The sequence below is a fragment of the Roseixanthobacter psychrophilus genome (assembly GCF_043195195.1).
Classification (GTDB): domain Bacteria; phylum Pseudomonadota; class Alphaproteobacteria; order Rhizobiales; family Xanthobacteraceae; genus NCEH01.
The window spans coordinates 1-16,734 of sequence record NZ_JBAFWT010000047.1 but is presented as its reverse complement, the minus strand read 5'-3'; the positions used below and the strand labels follow the sequence as shown (position 1 = coordinate 16,734).

Annotated in this window: 17 protein-coding genes; 5 read left to right on the top strand and 12 right to left on the bottom strand. The window is 65.3% G+C overall.

Annotation, left to right across the window (positions count from 1 at the left end; genetic code table 11):
• Positions 1–597 precede the first annotated feature (597 nt).
• The 3 genes from V5F77_RS24835 to V5F77_RS24825 form a co-directional block, all read right to left on the bottom strand.
• Complete coding sequence (locus V5F77_RS24835) at positions 598–2,100, bottom strand: MFS transporter (RefSeq protein ID WP_429007874.1); 1,503 nt, start codon at positions 2,098–2,100, stop codon at positions 598–600.
• A 142-nt stretch (positions 2,101–2,242) separates the two neighbouring features.
• The gene (locus V5F77_RS24830) at positions 2,243–2,380 is read right to left on the bottom strand and encodes a hypothetical protein (protein ID WP_429007873.1); all 138 of its coding nucleotides are present in this window, start codon (positions 2,378–2,380) and stop codon (positions 2,243–2,245) included.
• A gap of 141 nt (positions 2,381–2,521) precedes the next feature.
• Entirely contained in the window at positions 2,522–2,698 is a 177-nt protein-coding gene (locus V5F77_RS24825; RefSeq protein ID WP_429007872.1) for a hypothetical protein, read from the bottom strand.
• A gap of 634 nt (positions 2,699–3,332) precedes the next feature.
• Here V5F77_RS24825 and V5F77_RS24820 point away from each other — a divergent pair.
• Positions 3,333–4,832 (top strand): MFS transporter, encoded by a 1,500-nt coding sequence (locus V5F77_RS24820; protein WP_429007871.1) that lies wholly within the window; start codon positions 3,333–3,335, stop codon positions 4,830–4,832.
• 55 nt (positions 4,833–4,887) lie between these two features.
• Here the strand turns inward: V5F77_RS24820 and V5F77_RS24815 are convergent, their stop codons facing one another.
• The 3 genes from V5F77_RS24815 to V5F77_RS24805 form a co-directional block, all read right to left on the bottom strand.
• A complete protein-coding gene (locus V5F77_RS24815; protein WP_429007870.1) occupies positions 4,888–6,288 on the bottom strand; it encodes a class II fumarate hydratase in 1,401 nt (466 codons plus the stop codon).
• Between the two features lie 54 nt (positions 6,289–6,342).
• Positions 6,343–7,674, bottom strand: a complete 1,332-nt coding sequence (locus tag V5F77_RS24810) for a cation:dicarboxylate symporter family transporter (RefSeq protein WP_429007869.1) — start codon at positions 7,672–7,674, stop codon at positions 6,343–6,345.
• An 81-nt stretch (positions 7,675–7,755) separates the two neighbouring features.
• The gene (locus V5F77_RS24805) at positions 7,756–9,156 is read right to left on the bottom strand and encodes a class-II fumarase/aspartase family protein (protein ID WP_429007868.1); all 1,401 of its coding nucleotides are present in this window, start codon (positions 9,154–9,156) and stop codon (positions 7,756–7,758) included.
• A gap of 103 nt (positions 9,157–9,259) precedes the next feature.
• Between V5F77_RS24805 and V5F77_RS24800 the strand changes: the two genes are divergently transcribed.
• Both V5F77_RS24800 and V5F77_RS24795 read left to right on the top strand, forming a co-directional pair.
• Positions 9,260–10,003, top strand: a complete 744-nt coding sequence (locus tag V5F77_RS24800; RefSeq protein WP_429007867.1) for a GntR family transcriptional regulator — start codon at positions 9,260–9,262, stop codon at positions 10,001–10,003.
• A gap of 76 nt (positions 10,004–10,079) precedes the next feature.
• Positions 10,080–10,583 carry a DUF1993 domain-containing protein gene (locus V5F77_RS24795; protein WP_429007866.1) on the top strand — a complete coding sequence of 168 codons (504 nt, stop codon included), beginning with the start codon at positions 10,080–10,082 and terminating at the stop codon, positions 10,581–10,583.
• A gap of 42 nt (positions 10,584–10,625) precedes the next feature.
• On the opposite strand, the gene pstB is transcribed toward V5F77_RS24795, so the two are convergent.
• Together pstB and glpK are read right to left on the bottom strand one after the other, a co-directional pair.
• Complete coding sequence (gene pstB, locus V5F77_RS24790; RefSeq protein ID WP_429007865.1) at positions 10,626–11,411, bottom strand: phosphate ABC transporter ATP-binding protein PstB; 786 nt, start codon at positions 11,409–11,411, stop codon at positions 10,626–10,628.
• Between the two features lie 291 nt (positions 11,412–11,702).
• Entirely contained in the window at positions 11,703–13,199 is a 1,497-nt protein-coding gene (gene glpK / locus V5F77_RS24785) for a glycerol kinase GlpK (protein WP_429007864.1), read from the bottom strand.
• 325 nt (positions 13,200–13,524) lie between these two features.
• On the opposite strand from glpK, the gene V5F77_RS24780 reads away from it, so the two are divergent.
• Together V5F77_RS24780 and V5F77_RS24775 are read left to right on the top strand one after the other, a co-directional pair.
• Complete coding sequence (locus V5F77_RS24780; RefSeq protein WP_429007863.1) at positions 13,525–14,013, top strand: hypothetical protein; 489 nt, start codon at positions 13,525–13,527, stop codon at positions 14,011–14,013.
• 11 nt (positions 14,014–14,024) lie between these two features.
• A complete protein-coding gene (locus tag V5F77_RS24775; RefSeq protein WP_429007862.1) occupies positions 14,025–14,249 on the top strand; it encodes a hypothetical protein in 225 nt (74 codons plus the stop codon).
• Here V5F77_RS24775 and V5F77_RS24770 read toward each other — a convergent pair.
• From V5F77_RS24770 to V5F77_RS24755, 4 genes are all read right to left on the bottom strand, one after another.
• Positions 14,242–14,463: a hypothetical protein gene (locus V5F77_RS24770; RefSeq protein ID WP_429007861.1), complete on the bottom strand. Its 222-nt coding sequence runs from the start codon at positions 14,461–14,463 to the stop codon at positions 14,242–14,244. The two genes, V5F77_RS24775 and V5F77_RS24770, sit on opposite strands and share 8 nt — an antisense overlap.
• Complete coding sequence (locus tag V5F77_RS24765; protein ID WP_429007860.1) at positions 14,460–15,851, bottom strand: hypothetical protein; 1,392 nt, start codon at positions 15,849–15,851, stop codon at positions 14,460–14,462. The genes V5F77_RS24770 and V5F77_RS24765 overlap by 4 nt, the downstream gene beginning before the upstream one ends.
• Positions 15,848–16,183: a hypothetical protein gene (locus V5F77_RS24760; RefSeq protein ID WP_429007859.1), complete on the bottom strand. Its 336-nt coding sequence runs from the start codon at positions 16,181–16,183 to the stop codon at positions 15,848–15,850. Before V5F77_RS24760 ends, V5F77_RS24765 begins: the two co-directional genes overlap by 4 nt.
• Positions 16,184–16,196: 13 nt before the next feature.
• Positions 16,197–16,734: hypothetical protein (locus V5F77_RS24755; protein ID WP_429007858.1), on the bottom strand; the 538-nt coding region annotated here is incomplete at its 5' end.

Here is a 16,734-nt window from a genome sequence, read left to right as displayed (position 1 = left end):
GCGAAGTCCGCCGATATGATCGTCCGAACCGGCCGCTGCCGGCGCTGTTGATGCACGACAATACACTCACACCCGGTGGCAATTTCGCCACCTGCGCCACGCTTCTTCATCCAGCGCCCCCGCCCATCGATCTCAGTTCATTGACGATTTATATTTTTGCTTTATTATAATCGATATATTCTTTTGTTTACTTGATACGCAGATGTCTTACGTTGAAAAATTTCGATTTCGTCTAAATTTGTATCTTATGTTTCCGTAACTTGGCGGCGATCGCGGATCAAGGCACACTCGATGAAACGGCGCTGCCACTCGATGAACCGACGGTCGCGCCAGCGGTCGCATTCGCCATGAACGGGCATTGGTATAGGCCCCCGGCTGGACGAGGGTCAGCCTGTCGATCCGGTTCGCCGAATTGGGGGATAGGCGTTTCTGATCGCCAATCACCGCTGCGCGGAACGGTGACCTGCAGGCTGGTCGCAGCGGGCCGGTCCAAACCGCCCGTCATGCAGGGCGGCTACCGCGGCAGCGGTTTAGTCCTCTGGCGCAATACGTCCTGTCAAAGCGCCATTCAACTTGCTGAACCCTCGCGTCGATCGATCAAACGGCTTTACTGGACGTAGCCTTGGGGCGCTTGTCGAGACACTCTACCTTCCGCACGGCATACCAGGCTGCCATGCCCGCCAGCACAGCGATGCCCCCCAGCAACGGCAGGCTGTGGCGCACCGCGATGAGCATGTCAGCGCCGCTTGAAGACAGCCATGCGCGCGATACCCCATCGGGGCCTCTCAGATTAAACGCCAGCGTGGTCGCGCCGCCGGCAACGCCTAAACTGGTGCCCAGTGCGCGCATCAGGTTCAGCAGCGAACCGGCTGGCCCGGACAAAGCTGGCGGCACAGCCGCAATCGCCACCTGGTTATTGGGTGCGATGAAGAGGCCGAGGCCGGCGCCGAACAGGGCATAGGCGATGCCGTCGAAAAGCCGGTGATCTTCGACCCGTCCGAGAGTGGAAAACAGAAGGACAACGGCCATGAAGCTCAGCGCCATGCCGACCAGACCGACCCAGCGCCCGCCTAATCGCTCCTTCACCGTGTGGCTGAACGGTGCCGTGAGCCCGAGGGCCACCGGAATGATCGCCAGGTGCAAGCCGGCCGTACCGGGGGGCTCGCCGAAGCCGTGTCCCTGCGCGAAGGACATAAGAAAGAACATGCCGAACAGCAGCGCATAGCCAAGCAACACCCCAGCCGCCGCGCTGCAAAACGCAAGGCTTCGGAACAGGGCAGGGTCGATCAGCGGCGCATCGAAGATGCGTTCGCGCCGTACCAGAAGCACAAGCAACAGGGCGGCCATGGCGAGACTGCCGAGCGTCAGCGGGGAACTCAGCCCCCAGCTCGAGACATGGTTGAGCACGGCCACGGTCAGTATCAGAGCTGGACCGATCAGCAGCGCTCCGCCCCAGTCGAAGGCGCGATCCGCCTGCATGCCGGTGCTGCGAGGCAGCGCCAGCCAACCAAGGACAACGGCCAGCGCACCAAACGGGACGGTGAGCCAGAAGATCCATTGCCAGCCAAGCGTCGCGAGTATCAGGCCGCCCAGCACCGGGCCCGCGCTCATGCCCACCGCCTGAGCCGCCGCGAACCAGCCAAGCGCCCGTCCCCGCTGCGCCTGCGGGACCGTTTTCACCAGGATCGCAATGCTGTTGGCGCCGAGGAGCGACCCGCCCACCCCCTGCAAGAAGCGAAAGATCACCAGTTGTTCGAAGCTGGACGCAAAGCCGCACAGGGCGCTGGCGGCGATAAAAATGAGGTACCCCAAGATATACAGCGTCTTGCGACCAAACATTTCGCACAGACGGCCAAAGATGGGCAGAAATGCAACGAAGGCTGCGAGATACGAAAGCGCGATCCAGCTTACATGCTGAAGTGAAGCATCGAAATAATGACCGAGAATTGGCAAGGCGAGCTGAACGATCGTGGCGTCAAGCTGCCCAATAAACGCACCCATCGAGACGAGGCCAACGACAAGCCAAGGATGCCAGGACTGACGCTCAAGCCAGGCGAGTGGAGCTGGTTCGGTCGTCAGCCGAGCGATGAGGAGAGACATTCAATGTCCGAAGGGATGGGGGACGGCATCTTTCCCAGCAGATCGCGTCCGATCCTGCCGGCAGGGTGAGCGCACCCGCAGAGATTGAAGACGACAATGGCCTACTTCCCCGAAGATGAGGCAGGACCACCGCCGGGAGCAATCAGCGTTTCGTCACGTCATTACAGGTTACGACGGCCGGCTTGTCACTGGCTTGCCGGGCGCCGGCCTGGAGATAGCAATAGGAAAGTGTGGTGCCGGACAGGTCACCGACGAAATAGCCGTCCGTGTCGGCCATCATCACCTTGTCGCCATCTTTTGAGACGGTTCCGATGAAGGGTTCGGATGTGACCGCCCCGCCCGAGGCCGCGTCGCCGGCAATGATGGTTTCGCCCCAGAAACGGCGGTCATCCTGACCGACAATGCGCAGCGTGACGTTCCGCTACGCCAGCAGCGGTTTTTCCCAGGTGCCCTTGCTGTCCGGCCAGTGCGGCCCGCCGACGCCGGCAATGATCGTATTGGTCTTGCCAACCCAATCACCCTTCATGTCGGGGGTTTGAGCGGCGGCGACAGAAATCGTCATGACATTGCAGAGCAAAATCCAACCCAGGGCCTTCATGGTGTCCTCGCCATATTGTTCGATCTTGAGTCGAATTGAGTTGTATCTCACCCCAAATGTAAGGGAATGACAAACGACACGGCCGCGTTGTCGCGGACCGCGCGGCGCGCTTCTCTAGGGCGCCGGCCAAAGCATATATTTGGCGGTTAATATCGCTTCCCTTCCGGCGCCGGGCAGGATGCCGATATTGATCTCCGGCTGGTTGAGGTGCGCGGTCTGGGCGGGGGGCACGGCCGCGCCGCGCCTTGCGGAGCCGTTGATCACCTCTGTGTGAGGGCGGGCAGTTTGCAGGGTGCCCGCGCCGCTCCGCTGAAGCCGCTGCCACATCTTGCCGGATCTGCACTTGCGCGTTCCTATCGGCCCCCACATCTTGCGCGTGGTGGGGTTGTGCTGCTTTTGCCATGCGAAAATGCGGCTTGTGCAGGGAGTCGCGCTGCGCTTTTCTCCGGCCGGTTCGCAACGTGACAACGCCTGCGAGCCGCTGCCCGTACCCGCTTGTGCCCGTGCCCGCTTGTGAAATCCGAACCCTCCGGCTCCGCCATCCGAAATTCGCGCGGGGCCGTGCGGTGTCCGGCGATCATGCAATTTTCGAAGCGGGGTCGCGCGTTTCCGCTCTTGCGCTCCCAGGTCATTCATGTCCGTCGACGTTTCTCAGAACCATCGCGTCTATCTGGTCGTCTCCATCCTGCTCAGCACATTCATGGTCGCTGTGGAATCGACCATCATCGCCACGGCCCTGCCGAGTATCGTCGGTCAATTCGGCGGTTTCGACCATTACAGCTGGGTGTTCTCCGCGTTCCTGCTCGCCCAGACCACGACCACCGTCATCTATGGCAAGCTTGCCGATATTTTCGGCCGCAAGCCTGTGCTCATCGGCGGCACGGTGGTGTTCCTGTTCGGCTCGCTGGCGTGCGGTTTCGCCTGGTCCATGCTGTCCCTGGTGGTGTTTCGCCTGCTGCAGGGCATAGGGGCAGGAGCCATTCAACCGCTGACGATCACGCTTGTGGGCGATCTCTACAGGCTGGAGGAGCGCGGCAGGGTCCAGGGCCTGCTGGCCAGTGTTTGGGCCGGATCCGCGGTGGTGGGCCCGCTGTTCGGCGGCCTGCTGGTGGATTATGTCTCCTGGGCCTGGATCTTCTGGATGAACATCCCGATCGGCATTCTCTCGGTCGCGGGCTTCGCCTTCTTCCTGCACGAAAAGGTCGAGCCGCGTGCCGCGCGGATCGATTATCTCGGCGCCGGCCTGTTCACCGTCTCCATCGCCTCGCTGCTGATCGTGCTCAGCGAGACCGATAGCCGGACCAGCATTCTGGCGGGCTTCGGCGCCCTGTTCTTGATTTTTGGCGTGCTGTTCGTACGCGCGGAGCGGCGTGCGGCCGAGCCGATCGTTTCGTTCGATCTCTGGAAGCGGCGGCTGATTGCGACGTGCAACACCACGGCTCTGCTGGTCGGCATCCTCCTGATCGGTCTTACCACCATCTTGCCGCTCTACGTGCAGGGCGTGCTTGGATATTCGCCGGTGGTTGCCGGCCTCGCCCTCACCATGCTGATCCTCGGCTGGCCGCTGGCGGTGAGCCAGTCGATGCGGCTCTACCGCGTGTTCGGCTTGCGCAGGGCGCTTCGGGGGGTGAGCCTGATGCTTCCGGCCGGATGCGCGATCCTGCTGTTTCTCTCCCCGACCAGCCATCCGGTGCTTGCCGGCATTGGATCGTTCGTCGTCGGCATCGGCATGGGCACCACCAGCTTCACCTGCATCGTGCTGATCCAGGAGAGCGTCGAATGGTCCATGCGCGGCAGTGCGACGGCCTCCAACATCTTCGCGCGCAGCCTCGGCAGTGTGCTCGGCGCCACCGTGGTGGGCGCAATCCTCAATTTCGGCCTGCTGCATTTTTCTACCGCCGAGATCGCGAGCCGGGTTCACAAGGTACTTGGCGAGACCACCGGCCTGTCGGGGGTCCATGACGACGCCGTGGTCATGGCGGTGTTCGAGCGGGCGCTTCACCTGACGTTCTGGGGCGTGTTCGTGGTGGCGCTCCTTGCGGCCGCCGTGACTTGGCTCATCCCGGTCCATGTCGCTGCCGAGCGTGAGCCGGATGTCGCATCCGCCTCGCTGGGCGACATGGCGGGGGAATAGCTGGGCGCGGGCCCTTTCCAGGGCACGCTGCCGGGCGCTCCGAGCCGGTCCGGTTCTATAACGCCTGCGGCCGGGTCATGCGCGCCGGGTCCACCAGACGATCGTAATCCTCACCCGAGAGATAGCCGAGCGAGATGGCCGCCTCGCGCGGGGTCAGGCCGGCGTCCAGGGCCTTGGTGGTGATCTGCGCGACCTTGTCGTAGCCGATCACCGGGTTGAGCGCTGTGACGACCAGCAAGGCGTTCGCAACGTTTTCCGCAAGCCGCGCGCGGTCCACGTCGAGATCGGCGATCAGGCGGGAGGCGAAGATGTGCGCGCTGTCGGCCAGGATCCGGATCGACTGAAGCACGTTGTAGATCAGCACCGGCTTGGCGACATTCAGTTCGAAATTGCCCGAGGCGCCGGCGGCGGTGACCGTGGCGTGGTTTCCCATCACCTGGAACGCCGCCTGCACCACCACTTCGCCGATGGTCGGGTTGCGCTTGCCGGGCATGATGGACGAGGTCAGCCCGTCATTGGGGATGATGAGTTCGCCGAGCCCGCAGCGTGGCCCCGAGCCCAGCAGGCGGATGTCGTTGGCGATCTTCATCAGGGAGACCGCGACCACGTTCAGCGCGCCCGAGGCTTCCACCAGCGCATCATGGGCGGCCATGCCCTCGAACTTGCTGGGATTGGGGGAGAAGGTCACGCCGCCAAGAGCGCTGGCTTCCGCGCAGAAGGCGGCATCGAAGCCGACCGGGGCATTGAGGCCGGTGCCCACCGCCGTGCCGCCCTGGGGCAGTACGCATAGGCGGGGCATGGCACTTTCGATGCGCGCCATGCCGTTGGCGATCTGCCGTGCGAAGGCATCGAACGCCTGGCCCATGGTCATGGGCACGGCATCCATCAGATGGGTGCGACCGATCTTGAGCACGTCGGCGAACGCCGCCGCCTTGATGGCGAGTTGGCCATGCAATTCGGCCAGAGCGGGCAGCAGTCGCGCGCGCAAATCCTGCACCGTGGCGATGTGCATGACCGTCGGAAAGCTGTCGTTGGAGGATTGCGAGCAATTGACGTGGTCGTTGGGGTGCACCGGTGCCTTGGTGCCGAGCGGCTGGCCGAGCCGCTCGTTGGCGCGGTTGGCGATCACCTCGTTGGCGTTCATGTTGGTCTGCGTGCCGGAGCCGGTCTGCCAGATGCGCAGCGGGAAATGATCGTCGAAGCGACCTGCCAGCACCTCGCCCGCCGCCGCCTCGATCGCGTCCGCGAGCGCTGGGTCCAGCACGCCGAGCTGGCGATTGGCGCGGGCGGCCGCGATCTTCTGAAGGCCGAAGGCGTGGATGAGGCCGGCGGGAAAGCGTTCCTCGCCCACGTCGAAAACCGCAAGCGCGCGCTGGGTCTGCGCCCCCCAATAGCGGCCGGCGGGAATCTCCACCGGGCCAAAGGCGTCATTCTCGATACGGGGAGAAAGGGACATGGGACCGCTTCCGCTGGAAATGGGGAGGCGTTGCCGCCGCCCCGGTCGTTGGGCTCAGGCGTCCACTTCGGCCATATCGAGGCGTGCGCGGGCGGTCTCGTCGAATTCGCCGGCGAGCTTTGCCACCACCACGGTCGCAACCGCATTGCCGATGACGTTGCAGGTGGCGAGCGCGATGGAGAGGAAGCGATAGACGCCGAAGATCAGCGCGAGGCCGTCCACCGGAAGGATGCCGGTCGCGGTCACGGTGGCGGCGAACACCACGAACGACCCGCCGGACACCGTCGCGGCGCCCTTGGAGGTGAGGAGCATGATGGCGAGGATGCCGAGCTCCTGTTCCCAGCTCAGCGGCACGTTGTAGGCGTTGGCGAGAAACACGATGCCCATGGACATGAACAGCGAGGTGCCGTCGAGGTTGAAGGCATAGCCGGTCGGCATCACCAGGCCGACGGCCTGCTTGGAGGCCCCGTAGAGCGGCAGCTTCTCCAGCAGGCGCGGCAGGACGCTCTCCGACGAGGCCGTGCCGAGCATGATGATGATCTCATCCCGGAGGAAGCGCAGCAGGTGGAACAGATTGATGCGGAACAGCGCGCAGATGGTGCCGAACACGATGATGATGAAGCCGATAATCAGGACGTAGAAGGCCGCCACGAAATAGGCCAGCGAGATCAGCACCGCCGTGCCGTTGGCGCCCACCGCATAGGCCACCGCGCCGAACGTGCCGATGGGTGCGAGCCGCATGATGATGTGGATGAACTCGAAGAAGGCCGTGGAGATGGTGTTGAGCCCCGCCTCGATGGGCGCGCGCTTCTCGGGGCTCAGCGCCATCAGGCCGAAGCCGAAGATCAGCGCGATCACCAGCACCTGCAGCAGCTCGCCGCGGGCGAAGGCGCCGATGAAATTATCGGGAAAAATGTTCAGCACGAACTGGGTGAAGGTGGTGTGGGAGCCTTCCGCCGCCTTTGCCGCCGCCGCCGCGCCCTTGGCCGCCGCCGCCGGGGCGGTGATGTGGCCGAGGTTCTTGCCGACGCCGGACAGGTTGCCGAAGATCAGCCCGATGGCGAGCGCGATGGTGGAGACGATCTCGAAATAGATCATCGCCAGCAGCCCGACCTTGCCGACGCGCTTGATGTCCCCGGCCGCCACGATGCCCACCGCCACGGTCAGGAACACCAGTGGCGCGACGGCGGTCTTGATCAGCCGCAGGAAGATGTCGCCGAGCACCTTCAATGAGGCGCCGAATTCCGGCCAGATCAGGCCGACGCCGATGCCGAGCACCATCGAGACGGCAACCTGGAAGCCCAGATTGCCCCAGAGCGATTTTTTCTTCGCGCGGGTTCCGGGGGCCGGCGAAACCTTCGTATCCGTGCTAGCCAGCGTGGCCATTGGCGTCTCCCTGAGAATTTGATCTTTGCTGTGAGCGGCGTTCTTGCGATGCCTTGGCGAAGAAGGGGGTGGTGCCGCCGATCAGGCGGCGCTGGACCGCGCGGGCGGCGCCATCGCGAGTACGCGATCGACCATCGCACCGGACAAGCCGAGGTAATTGGCGGGGTCGCAGTGGCCGCGGATGGCCTCCACGCCGCCCAGCGCATCGACGATCTCGGGCACTTGCGCGAGCAGGTCGGCAAGGTCTTGCCCCCCCTCGATCGCCGTGCGGCAGGCGTCATAGACCACATCATGGGCATGTTGGCGGCCGAGCTTGGGCGCCGCCGCCATCATCACCGCCTCGGCCACGATCAGGCCGTGGGTGAGGCCGAGATTGTCGCGCATGCGCTGCTCGTGCACCACCAACCCGGCGAGCATGAATTTCGCGTTCGACAGGGCGGAGGCGGTGAGCAGGAAGCTTTCCGGCAATGACACCCATTCCAGGTGCCAGGGGCCGGTCGCCCGCTCGAAATCGTGGATCATGCCGTCCAGCATCGTGGCGACGTGCTGGCGCACCGCCTTGGCGGCGGCGAGCATCAGCTCGCTGGAAATCGGGTTGCGCTTCTGCGGCATGGTGGAGGACGCGCCACGCCCCGGCACGAAGGGTTCGGAGACCTCGCCGAACTCGGTGGCCGCCATCAGCATCACGTCGGTGGCGATCTTGCCGAGCGTGCCGGTGATGAGGCCGAGCAGCGTCACCGCCTCGGCGATGCCGTCGCGCGCCACGTGCCAGGTGATGGACGGCTGGGCGAGGCCGAGTTCCTCGCAGAACAGGCGCTGCATCTCCAACCCGCCGTCGCCGATGGAGGCGAGCGTGCCGGCGGCGCCGGAGAATTCACCGAGCAGGATGCGCGGACGGGCCTGTGCCACACGCTCGATGTGCCGGTCGATGGAGGAGAGCCAGACCGCCGCTTTATAGCCGAACGTCACCGGCAGGGCCTGCTGTAGGTGGGTTCGGCCGGCCATGGGCGTGTCGCGATACTTCAACGCCATGTCCGCCAGGATCTCCCGGACGGCCCGCAAATCGCGGTCGACGATGTCGAGCGCGGCGCGGATCTGCAGGACGTTGGCGGTGTCCATGATGTCCTGGGTGGTCGCGCCCCAATGGACGAAGCCGCCGGCCGAGCCGGCTGCGGCCGCGAGCTGGTGCACCAACGGCAGGATGGGATAGCCGACGATCTCGGTTTCTTCCCGCAGTTTCTCGAAGTCGATCTGGATGGTCCGGCAGGCGGTGTCGATGGCCTGCGCGGCCTCCTTCGGAATGGTGCCGGTGCGGGCCTGGGCGCGCGCGAGGGCGGCTTCAGCTTCGAGATAACGGGCGACCAGGGCCTCGTCGGTAAAGACCGCCCGCATTTCGGCGGTGCCGAACATGTCGCGGAACAAGGCGGAATCGAAGACCGTGCTGGCCAAGGGGCATCCTCCGGCGGAGTTATGTTCGTACATAATTTATTGTACCAACATAATCGCCCTGTCAATCCGTCGGGCTTGACGAGGCCGGTCACGCTCGGGTTTTCATGGGCACTGATACAAAAGGAGACTCACGCCCTTGGAGACGCGATACGCTTCCGTCGCCCGCGCCCTTGCCGAAGCGATATCCAGCGGTCGTCATCCCGTGGGATCCCTGCTGCCGAACGAATTCGAACTGGCGGACCAGTTTGCCGTCAGCCGGTCCACCGTGCGCGCCGCGATGCGCGAGCTGGAAGCCTCCGGCCTTGTCAGCCGTCGCAAGAGCGTGGGCACGCGGGTCGAGGCCTCCGTTCCTGTCAGTCGCGCCGGCGGTTTCGTGCAGACGCTCGGCACCGTCGAGGCGGTGCAGCAGTTCGGCGTCGAGACCGAGCGCCGCACCCAGGATGTCGCCGATATCGTCGCCGACGGGCCGCTGGCGCAACAGCTCGGCTGCAAGCCGGGCCAGCGCTGGCTGCGCATTTCCAGCCTGCGCATCGTGCCGGGCGAGGTGATGCCGATCTGCTGGACCGACGTTTACATCGACGGCGTGTTCTCCGCCGAGGTGCGGGAAAAGATGGCCGGGCACGCCGGGATCTACGGCACATTGGTGGAGGAGATTTCCGGTCGGCGCATGCGGGAGATTCGTCAGGATATCAAGGCGGTGGGAATACCAGAGCGTGTCGCTGGGCCGCTGAAGGCGGGGGCCGGCGCCCATGCTCTGGAGATCCGCCGGCAATATATCCTCAGCCCGCAGGACATGGTGGAAATCTCGATCAGCATTCATCCCGCCGACCGCTATAGCTATTCCACGCGGCTCACGCGGCAGGAGGCGTCCCCGGCCTGACGGCTTTGTGTTCGGGGCGTCGCACGAAGCGGTCTACAAGTCCGCGTATCAATCTTCACACGATCAGGCATACGCCATGACAGCACTTTCCATGTACCAGGCTTCGGTTCCGGTATTCCTGCGCGGGCTCAATGCCCTGCTGGTGGAGCTGGAGAAGGGCGCCGCCTTCGCCGAGGAGCGCGGCTTCAAGCCCGAAGCCCTGCCGGGCACCCGCCTCTATCCCGACATGCTGCCCCTCTCCGGCCAGGTGCAGCGCGCCAGCGATACGTCGAAGGCGTCCGGGGAGCGCCTCTCCGGGGTGCCCGCGCCCAAGTTCGAGGACACAGAAACCACCTTCCCCGAGCTGACGGAGCGTGTCCGCAAGACCATCGCCTATCTGGAAAGCCTTGATCCTGCGCTGTTTTCCGGGAGCGAAACGAAGGAGGTGATGGTTCGCACGTCCAGGTTCCAAGGCGACCGCTACCTGCTCGATTTCGCCCTGCCGAACTTCTTCTTCCACGTCGCGACCGTCCACGCGCTGCTGCGGCATACCGGCGTCAAGGTGGGCAAGCTGGACTATCTCGGGCCGATCCCGGCTTGATCCAGCCGGGCGCCAGCCAAATTACATTTTAGCTTCAAGCTTCTAGCCGAACCGGCCGGTGATGTAACGGTGGGTGCGCTCATCGCGCGGGGCGGTGAAGATCTCCTGCGCCCGGCCGAACTCGATGATTTCGCCCAGATACATGAAGGCCACATAGTCCGCCACGCGCGCCGCCTGCTGCATGTTGTGCGTGACGATGACGATCGTATAGTCCTGCTTCAGTTCGTCGATCGTCTCTTCGATCTTCGCGGTCGTCAGTGGATCGAGGGCGGAGCAGGGCTCGTCGAGAAGTATGATCTCCGGCTTGACTGCAATTGTCCGGGCAATGCACAGGCGTTGCTGCTGGCCGCCGGAGAGGCTGAGGCCGCTTTGGGGGAGGATATCCTTCACCTCCTCCCACAGGGCGGCGCGGCGCAAGGCGTCTTCAACTCTCTCATCCAATTGAGATTGCTGAAGTTCTTCGTTCAGCCGCACGCCGATGGCGACGTTGTCGTAGATCGACATGGGGAGCGGGGTCGGCTTCTGGAACACCATGCCGATCTTTGCCCGCAGGGCGATGGGGTCCACCGCATGGGACAGGATATCCTGTCCGTCCATGAGAACGGAGCCGCGTGCATGCTGGTCGGGATAGAGGTCATACATGCGGTTGAAGATCCGCAGCAGCGTTGATTTTCCGCATCCGGACGGTCCAATGAAGGCGGTCGCCTTGTGTTCGTAGATCGGGACGCAGATGTCCTTCAGCGCCTCTTCCCTGCCATAGCTGAAAGAGACATGCTCGACCTGCAGCTTCACTTTGAGGTCGCCCGGCTGTTCGACGGAGCGTGGCATAGACGCCACCGTGTCTTCAAGCGAAGACAGTGCGCCGGGGACCGCCGTCGGGAAGGCCGGGAATGGCGTGTGTGAAGACATGGCTGGGTCCCATCGCGGATGCTGAGCGACACTACGTCCGCCTGCCGCGCATGTCTTTGCGCCATGTCACGTCACAGAAATGTAATATTCATTCTGTTGTTCCGCGATTCTTCGCGCATATTCTGAAGACAAACCCGCCTTTTCCGGTGAAGTTCATCGAAGCGAACCCCGGCACGGGTGCCGGGGCCGCCCAGGCGCGAAAATTCCCGTTCAGGCTCCCGGTTTCGGCGCAAGGCACGCGATGGCGCCGGCCCAGGCTTCGAGGCGTGCGGCGCGGGCCGCTTCGCTCATCTGCGGCGTGAAGCGCCGGTCTAGCCGCCAGGTGGCGGCGAAGGCCTCCGGGCGTGCAAACAGGCCGCAGGCCAGCCCTGCGAGATAGGCGGCGCCGAGCGCTGTGGTCTCCTGCACCACCGGCCGGTCCACCGGCGCGCCCAGCAGGTCGGCGAGGCGCTGCATGGTGAAATCGGAGGCGCTCATGCCGCCGTCCACCCGCAGCACCGTGCCCTCGGCCCCCGTCCAGTCGGCGTGCATGGCGGTGAGGAGGTCCACGGTCTGGAAGCACACGCTCTCCAGCGCCGCGCGGGCGAGTTCCTTCGGGCCCGTGGCGCGGGTGAGGCCGAACAGGGCGCCGCGCACGTCGGGCCGCCAATGGGGCGCGCCCAGGCCGACGAAGGCGGGCACCAAAATCACGTCCTGCTCGGGATCGGCGGCGGCGGCGAGCGCACCGCTCTCGCGCGCATCCGCGATCACGCCGAGTCCGTCGCGCAGCCATTGCACCGCCGCCCCGGCGACGAAGATCGCGCCCTCCAGCGCATAGGTGCGATGCCCGTCCAATTGATAGGCGATGGTGGTGAGCAGCCGGTTGCGCGAGGCGACCGGTGTTGTCCCGGTATTGAGCAAGGCGAAGCAGCCGGTGCCATAGGTGGATTTCACCATGCCCGGCGCGAAGCAGGCCTGCCCCACCATGGCCGCCTGCTGGTCTCCCGCCATGCCGCAGATGGGGATGGCGCCGCCGAACAAAGCGGGGTCCGTGGTGCCGAACAGGCCGGAGCTGTCGCGCACGTCGGGCAGCAGCGCCGCCGGCACGCCGAACACAGCAAGCAGATCTTCGTCCCAGGCGCCCTTATGGATGTCGAACAGAAGGGTGCGCGCGGCATTTGTGGCGTCGGTCGCGTGTACCCGCCCGCCGGTGAGGCGGTAGAGGAGGAAACTGTCCACGGTGCCGAAGGCGAGTTCGCCCCGTTCCGCCCGCGCCCGCGCGCCGGGCACCTCATCGAGCATCCAGGCGATCTTGGTGGCGGAGAAATAGGGATCGATCAGCAGGCCGGTCTTCGCGCTCACCATCGGCCCAGCGCCTTCCGCCTCCAGGCGGGCGCACAGCGGGGCGGTGCGGCGGTCCTGCCAGACGATGGCGCGGTGGATCGCTTCGCCGGTGGCGCGATCCCAGATCAGGGTGGTCTCGCGCTGGTTGGCGATGCCGATGGCGGCGACGTCGCCCGCTGCCGCGCCGGCCTGCGCGAGCACGGCGCGGCAGACCTTGAGCGTCGTGCGCCAGATGTCCTGCGCGTCCTGCTCCACCCAGCCCGACGCGGGATAATGCTGCGGCACTTCCTCCTGCGCCACGGCGGCGATGGAGGTGTCGGGACGGAACAGGATCGCCCGCGAGGAGGTGGTGCCCTGGTCTATGGCGAGGATGTAGGTGGCCATGTGCGCTCCCCCCGGTGGCTTTGTGGTTCTCGCGAAACTAGGCGACTCGGGGCGCCGGAGCCACCGCGCTTCCCGGCACGTACTGCACGTCGTGCCGTTGCTGCATGTGGTTGGGGACGGGCCTTCTCCCTCCCCCCTTGCGGGGGCGGGGTGGGGAGGGGGCATTGAAGCGCGGCACTTGGTTCTGCAGCGTCGGACACATGGATGTTCACCGCAGAAATCCCCTCTTTGGGCACCATAAGAGCCTCGACAGAGCCTCTCAAGATCGGTAGCAACGGAGTGTCGGGGGCGGGATGGCCCGCCCCGCTGAAGGGGATCGCCCTCCATGACCACCGCATCTGTCACCCATCTCCCGTCTCGCAGCCGGCCCCGCCGGCCCCAGGTCTCCCCCACCGCACCGCGTCGCCTCCGCCGCCAGCAGGCGGCCGCGATCGCCACGGGCACCATTGCCATGGTGCTCACCGCCCTTTCCCTCACCCATCTTTCGGCCGGCATCCACCTGGTGACCGGGGCCGCTGCTTGGGAATGCTGGGCGCTCGGCATCGGCATCGACATGGGCTTCCTCGCCTTCGAGGGGGCCTATCTCCTGGCGGCCACCGAGGCGGTGCGTCGTCAGGTGGCACGCTACACCCGGCCGGGCATCATCGGTGCGCTCACTTTCTCGGCCGCGCTCAATGCCCTCGCCTTTTGGAGCGGCGCGCCGGGCGGGGTCATCCTTCAGGCCGCCGCCGCCCTGTGCGGCATCATCGTCACCGCGATGATCTACCTGCTCGCTCGCACCACCTACGTTCTGGCGACCGCCCAGCGCGTCTAAGAGGATCCGTCATGCAGCCGATCGAGAAAGTGGGACGCGCGTTGTACGGTGAACAGTGGCAGGCGCCCCTGTCTCGCGATCTCAGCGTTCGCAAGGACACGATCGGCGACTTTCGCCAGGGTCGGGGTGAACCCGGCCCCGGCCTCTATCACGACATGCTCGATCTCGCCGAGAAGCGCATGCGCGAGCTGCAGGAGGCGATCGCCGACCTGCGCAGGATACTCGGCGTCAGGTAGAGGCGGTCCACTCGCTGTCCGCCACCGCCCGCACCGGCATCGTGGCCAGTACCTCGCGGTGCATGGCGTGCTCCGGCGCGGTGAGCGCATCGGCCGGCAGCGCCCATGAGACGCCATCGGCCAGCTCGACGGGGTCGAGCCCATAGCCGGGCGCGGTCGGTCCACGCACGGCATGGGCGGTGTCGTGATCGAGGATCAAATAGAGATTGGTCATGCGGCCACTCCCATGATTGCGCCGATGCCCTGATAGGTGGCGAGGTGCTGTGAGGGCGTGAGCGAGGCGCCGGCGAACGCAGCGCTGATCTGGCCGGGGTAGTAAATAGACTGCCGCAGCAGATGCAGCGTTGTCGGCATGGTCGACGATGCTGGCGCGGCCTGAAATATATTGACCCCGTTTTTGTAAATTTGGGCTGCGGTCGGGCCAGTGCGGTTGAGCACGGTGAGGCCGCGTGCGTCCGCTATATCAATGCCAAATCCTGAGCCGCTATTGATCCGCCCAATGACGCCACCACCAGGGTCTCTAGGTCTGATGTACACGACGCCAGCCGCACCTGCGGCGTCGCCGAGGATGCTGCCATTTGATGTAGTGTTGATTGCCGTCCACGCGCCATAGCAGGCGGCGTTTAGGGACATCCGCGTGAAATCCACGCTCGGATTGGCGTTTGTGTCGAGATAGCCGGTTGTCCCGTTGCCGGTGAACCCGCCCGGTGCTCCCGGCGCACCCGCCGTCCACGTCACCCCGAGATATTCCGTCAGGTCGAAGCGATATAGCGTCTGCACCTGCGAGGCTGAGGAGCCCGACGTCGGGATGAAAGTGCCCGGAACGTCCATCCGCACAAGCTGGGGCGCGGCGATGCGCAGGGTGAAATCCACCACCGTTCCGCTTGCGCCGAACGTCATGCGCAGGCGCGGGACGATCTGGGCGGCGGTGGCGCCTGCAACCATGGTGAGCTGTTGCTGTGCCAGGGTCGCGGTGAGCCCGCCGAAGACGTTGGGACCGCTCGCATTGTCCACCGTGGTGGTGCCGTCCGCAGCAATCGTCAACAAGTTGACCGCGCCTTGCGTGGTGCCGAACGTCCCCGCCGTGAGAGCGAGATAGACGCCGTGCGTGTAGCGGCCACCAGCGACCGCTGGCGTTGCCGATGTCGGAGCCCAATTGAACGCCAACACAGGACCAGATTGCAGGAGCGTGCCGGAAACCCGCATATCCACATAGGGCAGGCCGCCCACGGTCCCGACGCCGACGATGGAGCGGGTGAGGCCGGTGGAGCCGGTGACAGTGCTCCAGCCGGTCGGGGCGGTGTTCGCCGCCACATCCGCGCCCTGCATGGTGCTGTTGGGGATGAGGTTGGTGACCGTCCCGGTCCAGCGCACGAGGTTGAGCCGCGCCGACGCACGATCATGCACACCGGTCGCCCACAACCCGTCCTGCGCATCGAGCACGCCGGCCGGCCGGAGGATGCGGCATCCGGCATCCATGCGCCGCACGAGGTCATCGGTTGGCGCGACAGGATAGCGCGACAGGATCGCGGCGGCCGCCGGGTCCAGGCCGAGCTGCCCCACGGTGATCAGGCTCGGGATCGCGACGCCGATGCTGATCATTTCATGCCGTACAGCAGAAGGCTGGCCGAGGTGGCGGAGATGCCATTGATCGGGGTCGCGATCGTCGCCCACAGGGCCACACCGCTGAGCGGCAGGTAGACGCCGGCCGGCCGGGTGTACGGGATAGCGATTCCGCTTTCGTCTTCGATGAGCACCGTGCCCGCCGTTTCAAAGCTCAAAAAGCGCCAGCGCTCCCGCACCGCGCCTTCCGGCCCGATTCCCAGGTCGATCCGCCCGCTGGAAGGCCAGTTCATGCCGGGATAGACGAGCACCGCGTGCCGCACCGCCGGGTCGCTCGCCCGCACGTCCCATCCGCGATAATTCTCAGCCATATCAAACCTCCGCTTACGGCACCGTGCCGATGAAACTCGCCATGCCGCCACCCACGCGCGTCACCTCGACGTAGAGGCCCGAAGTGGAAAATCCGTACGCGGCCGTCATGGCGGCGGTCGTGAACGTCCACACGGGATCGGTGACGGTGACGGTGCTGAGCACCGCATTATTGGTGATGTCCCGGTTCAGCACGCTCCAACTGGCGCCCTCGACGTCATCCCAGGTGACAACCAGGTCGGAGCCGTCGTGATGGGCGGCAATGCCGGTGGGCGCCGGCAATCCGCCGCCGGCACCGATCTCCTGCACCAGCACTGCAGCCGGGCCCTGGATGGCGCCGGCGAGCTGGGCGACGTTGACGTAGGCATAGCCGGCGAGCGAGCCATAGGCGGCGGTCTGCGCCGCCTCCGTGAACGTCCAGCTCCCGCCCGTGACGTCCACGATGGCGAGCGTCGCGCCCGTGGTGACGCTGATGTTGCGCAGGTGATAGGTGGCGCCCGCCACCGCGTCCCAGGTCACCAGGATGTCGCTGGATGAGGGGGCGCGGTCCGCC

Bases quoted from the DNA above. Each gene is read 5' to 3' on its own strand.
- V5F77_RS24835 (WP_429007874.1), bottom strand. From the start codon at position 2,100: ATGTCTCTCCTCATCGCTCGGCTGACGACCGAACCAGCTCCACTCGCC.
- V5F77_RS24830 (WP_429007873.1), bottom strand. From the start codon at position 2,380: ATGATGGCCGACACGGACGGCTATTTCGTCGGTGACCTGTCCGGCACC.
- V5F77_RS24825 (WP_429007872.1), bottom strand. From the start codon at position 2,698: ATGAAGGCCCTGGGTTGGATTTTGCTCTGCAATGTCATGACGATTTCT.
- V5F77_RS24820 (WP_429007871.1), top strand. From the start codon at position 3,333: ATGTCCGTCGACGTTTCTCAGAACCATCGCGTCTATCTGGTCGTCTCC.
- V5F77_RS24815 (WP_429007870.1), bottom strand. From the start codon at position 6,288: ATGTCCCTTTCTCCCCGTATCGAGAATGACGCCTTTGGCCCGGTGGAG.
- V5F77_RS24810 (WP_429007869.1), bottom strand. From the start codon at position 7,674: ATGGCCACGCTGGCTAGCACGGATACGAAGGTTTCGCCGGCCCCCGGA.
- V5F77_RS24805 (WP_429007868.1), bottom strand. From the start codon at position 9,156: ATGTACGAACATAACTCCGCCGGAGGATGCCCCTTGGCCAGCACGGTC.
- V5F77_RS24795 (WP_429007866.1), top strand. From the start codon at position 10,080: ATGACAGCACTTTCCATGTACCAGGCTTCGGTTCCGGTATTCCTGCGC.
- pstB (WP_429007865.1), bottom strand. From the start codon at position 11,411: ATGCCACGCTCCGTCGAACAGCCGGGCGACCTCAAAGTGAAGCTGCAG.
- glpK (WP_429007864.1), bottom strand. From the start codon at position 13,199: ATGGCCACCTACATCCTCGCCATAGACCAGGGCACCACCTCCTCGCGG.
- V5F77_RS24780 (WP_429007863.1), top strand. From the start codon at position 13,525: ATGACCACCGCATCTGTCACCCATCTCCCGTCTCGCAGCCGGCCCCGC.
- V5F77_RS24775 (WP_429007862.1), top strand. From the start codon at position 14,025: ATGCAGCCGATCGAGAAAGTGGGACGCGCGTTGTACGGTGAACAGTGG.
- V5F77_RS24770 (WP_429007861.1), bottom strand. From the start codon at position 14,463: ATGACCAATCTCTATTTGATCCTCGATCACGACACCGCCCATGCCGTG.
- V5F77_RS24765 (WP_429007860.1), bottom strand. From the start codon at position 15,851: ATGATCAGCATCGGCGTCGCGATCCCGAGCCTGATCACCGTGGGGCAG.
- V5F77_RS24760 (WP_429007859.1), bottom strand. From the start codon at position 16,183: ATGGCTGAGAATTATCGCGGATGGGACGTGCGGGCGAGCGACCCGGCG.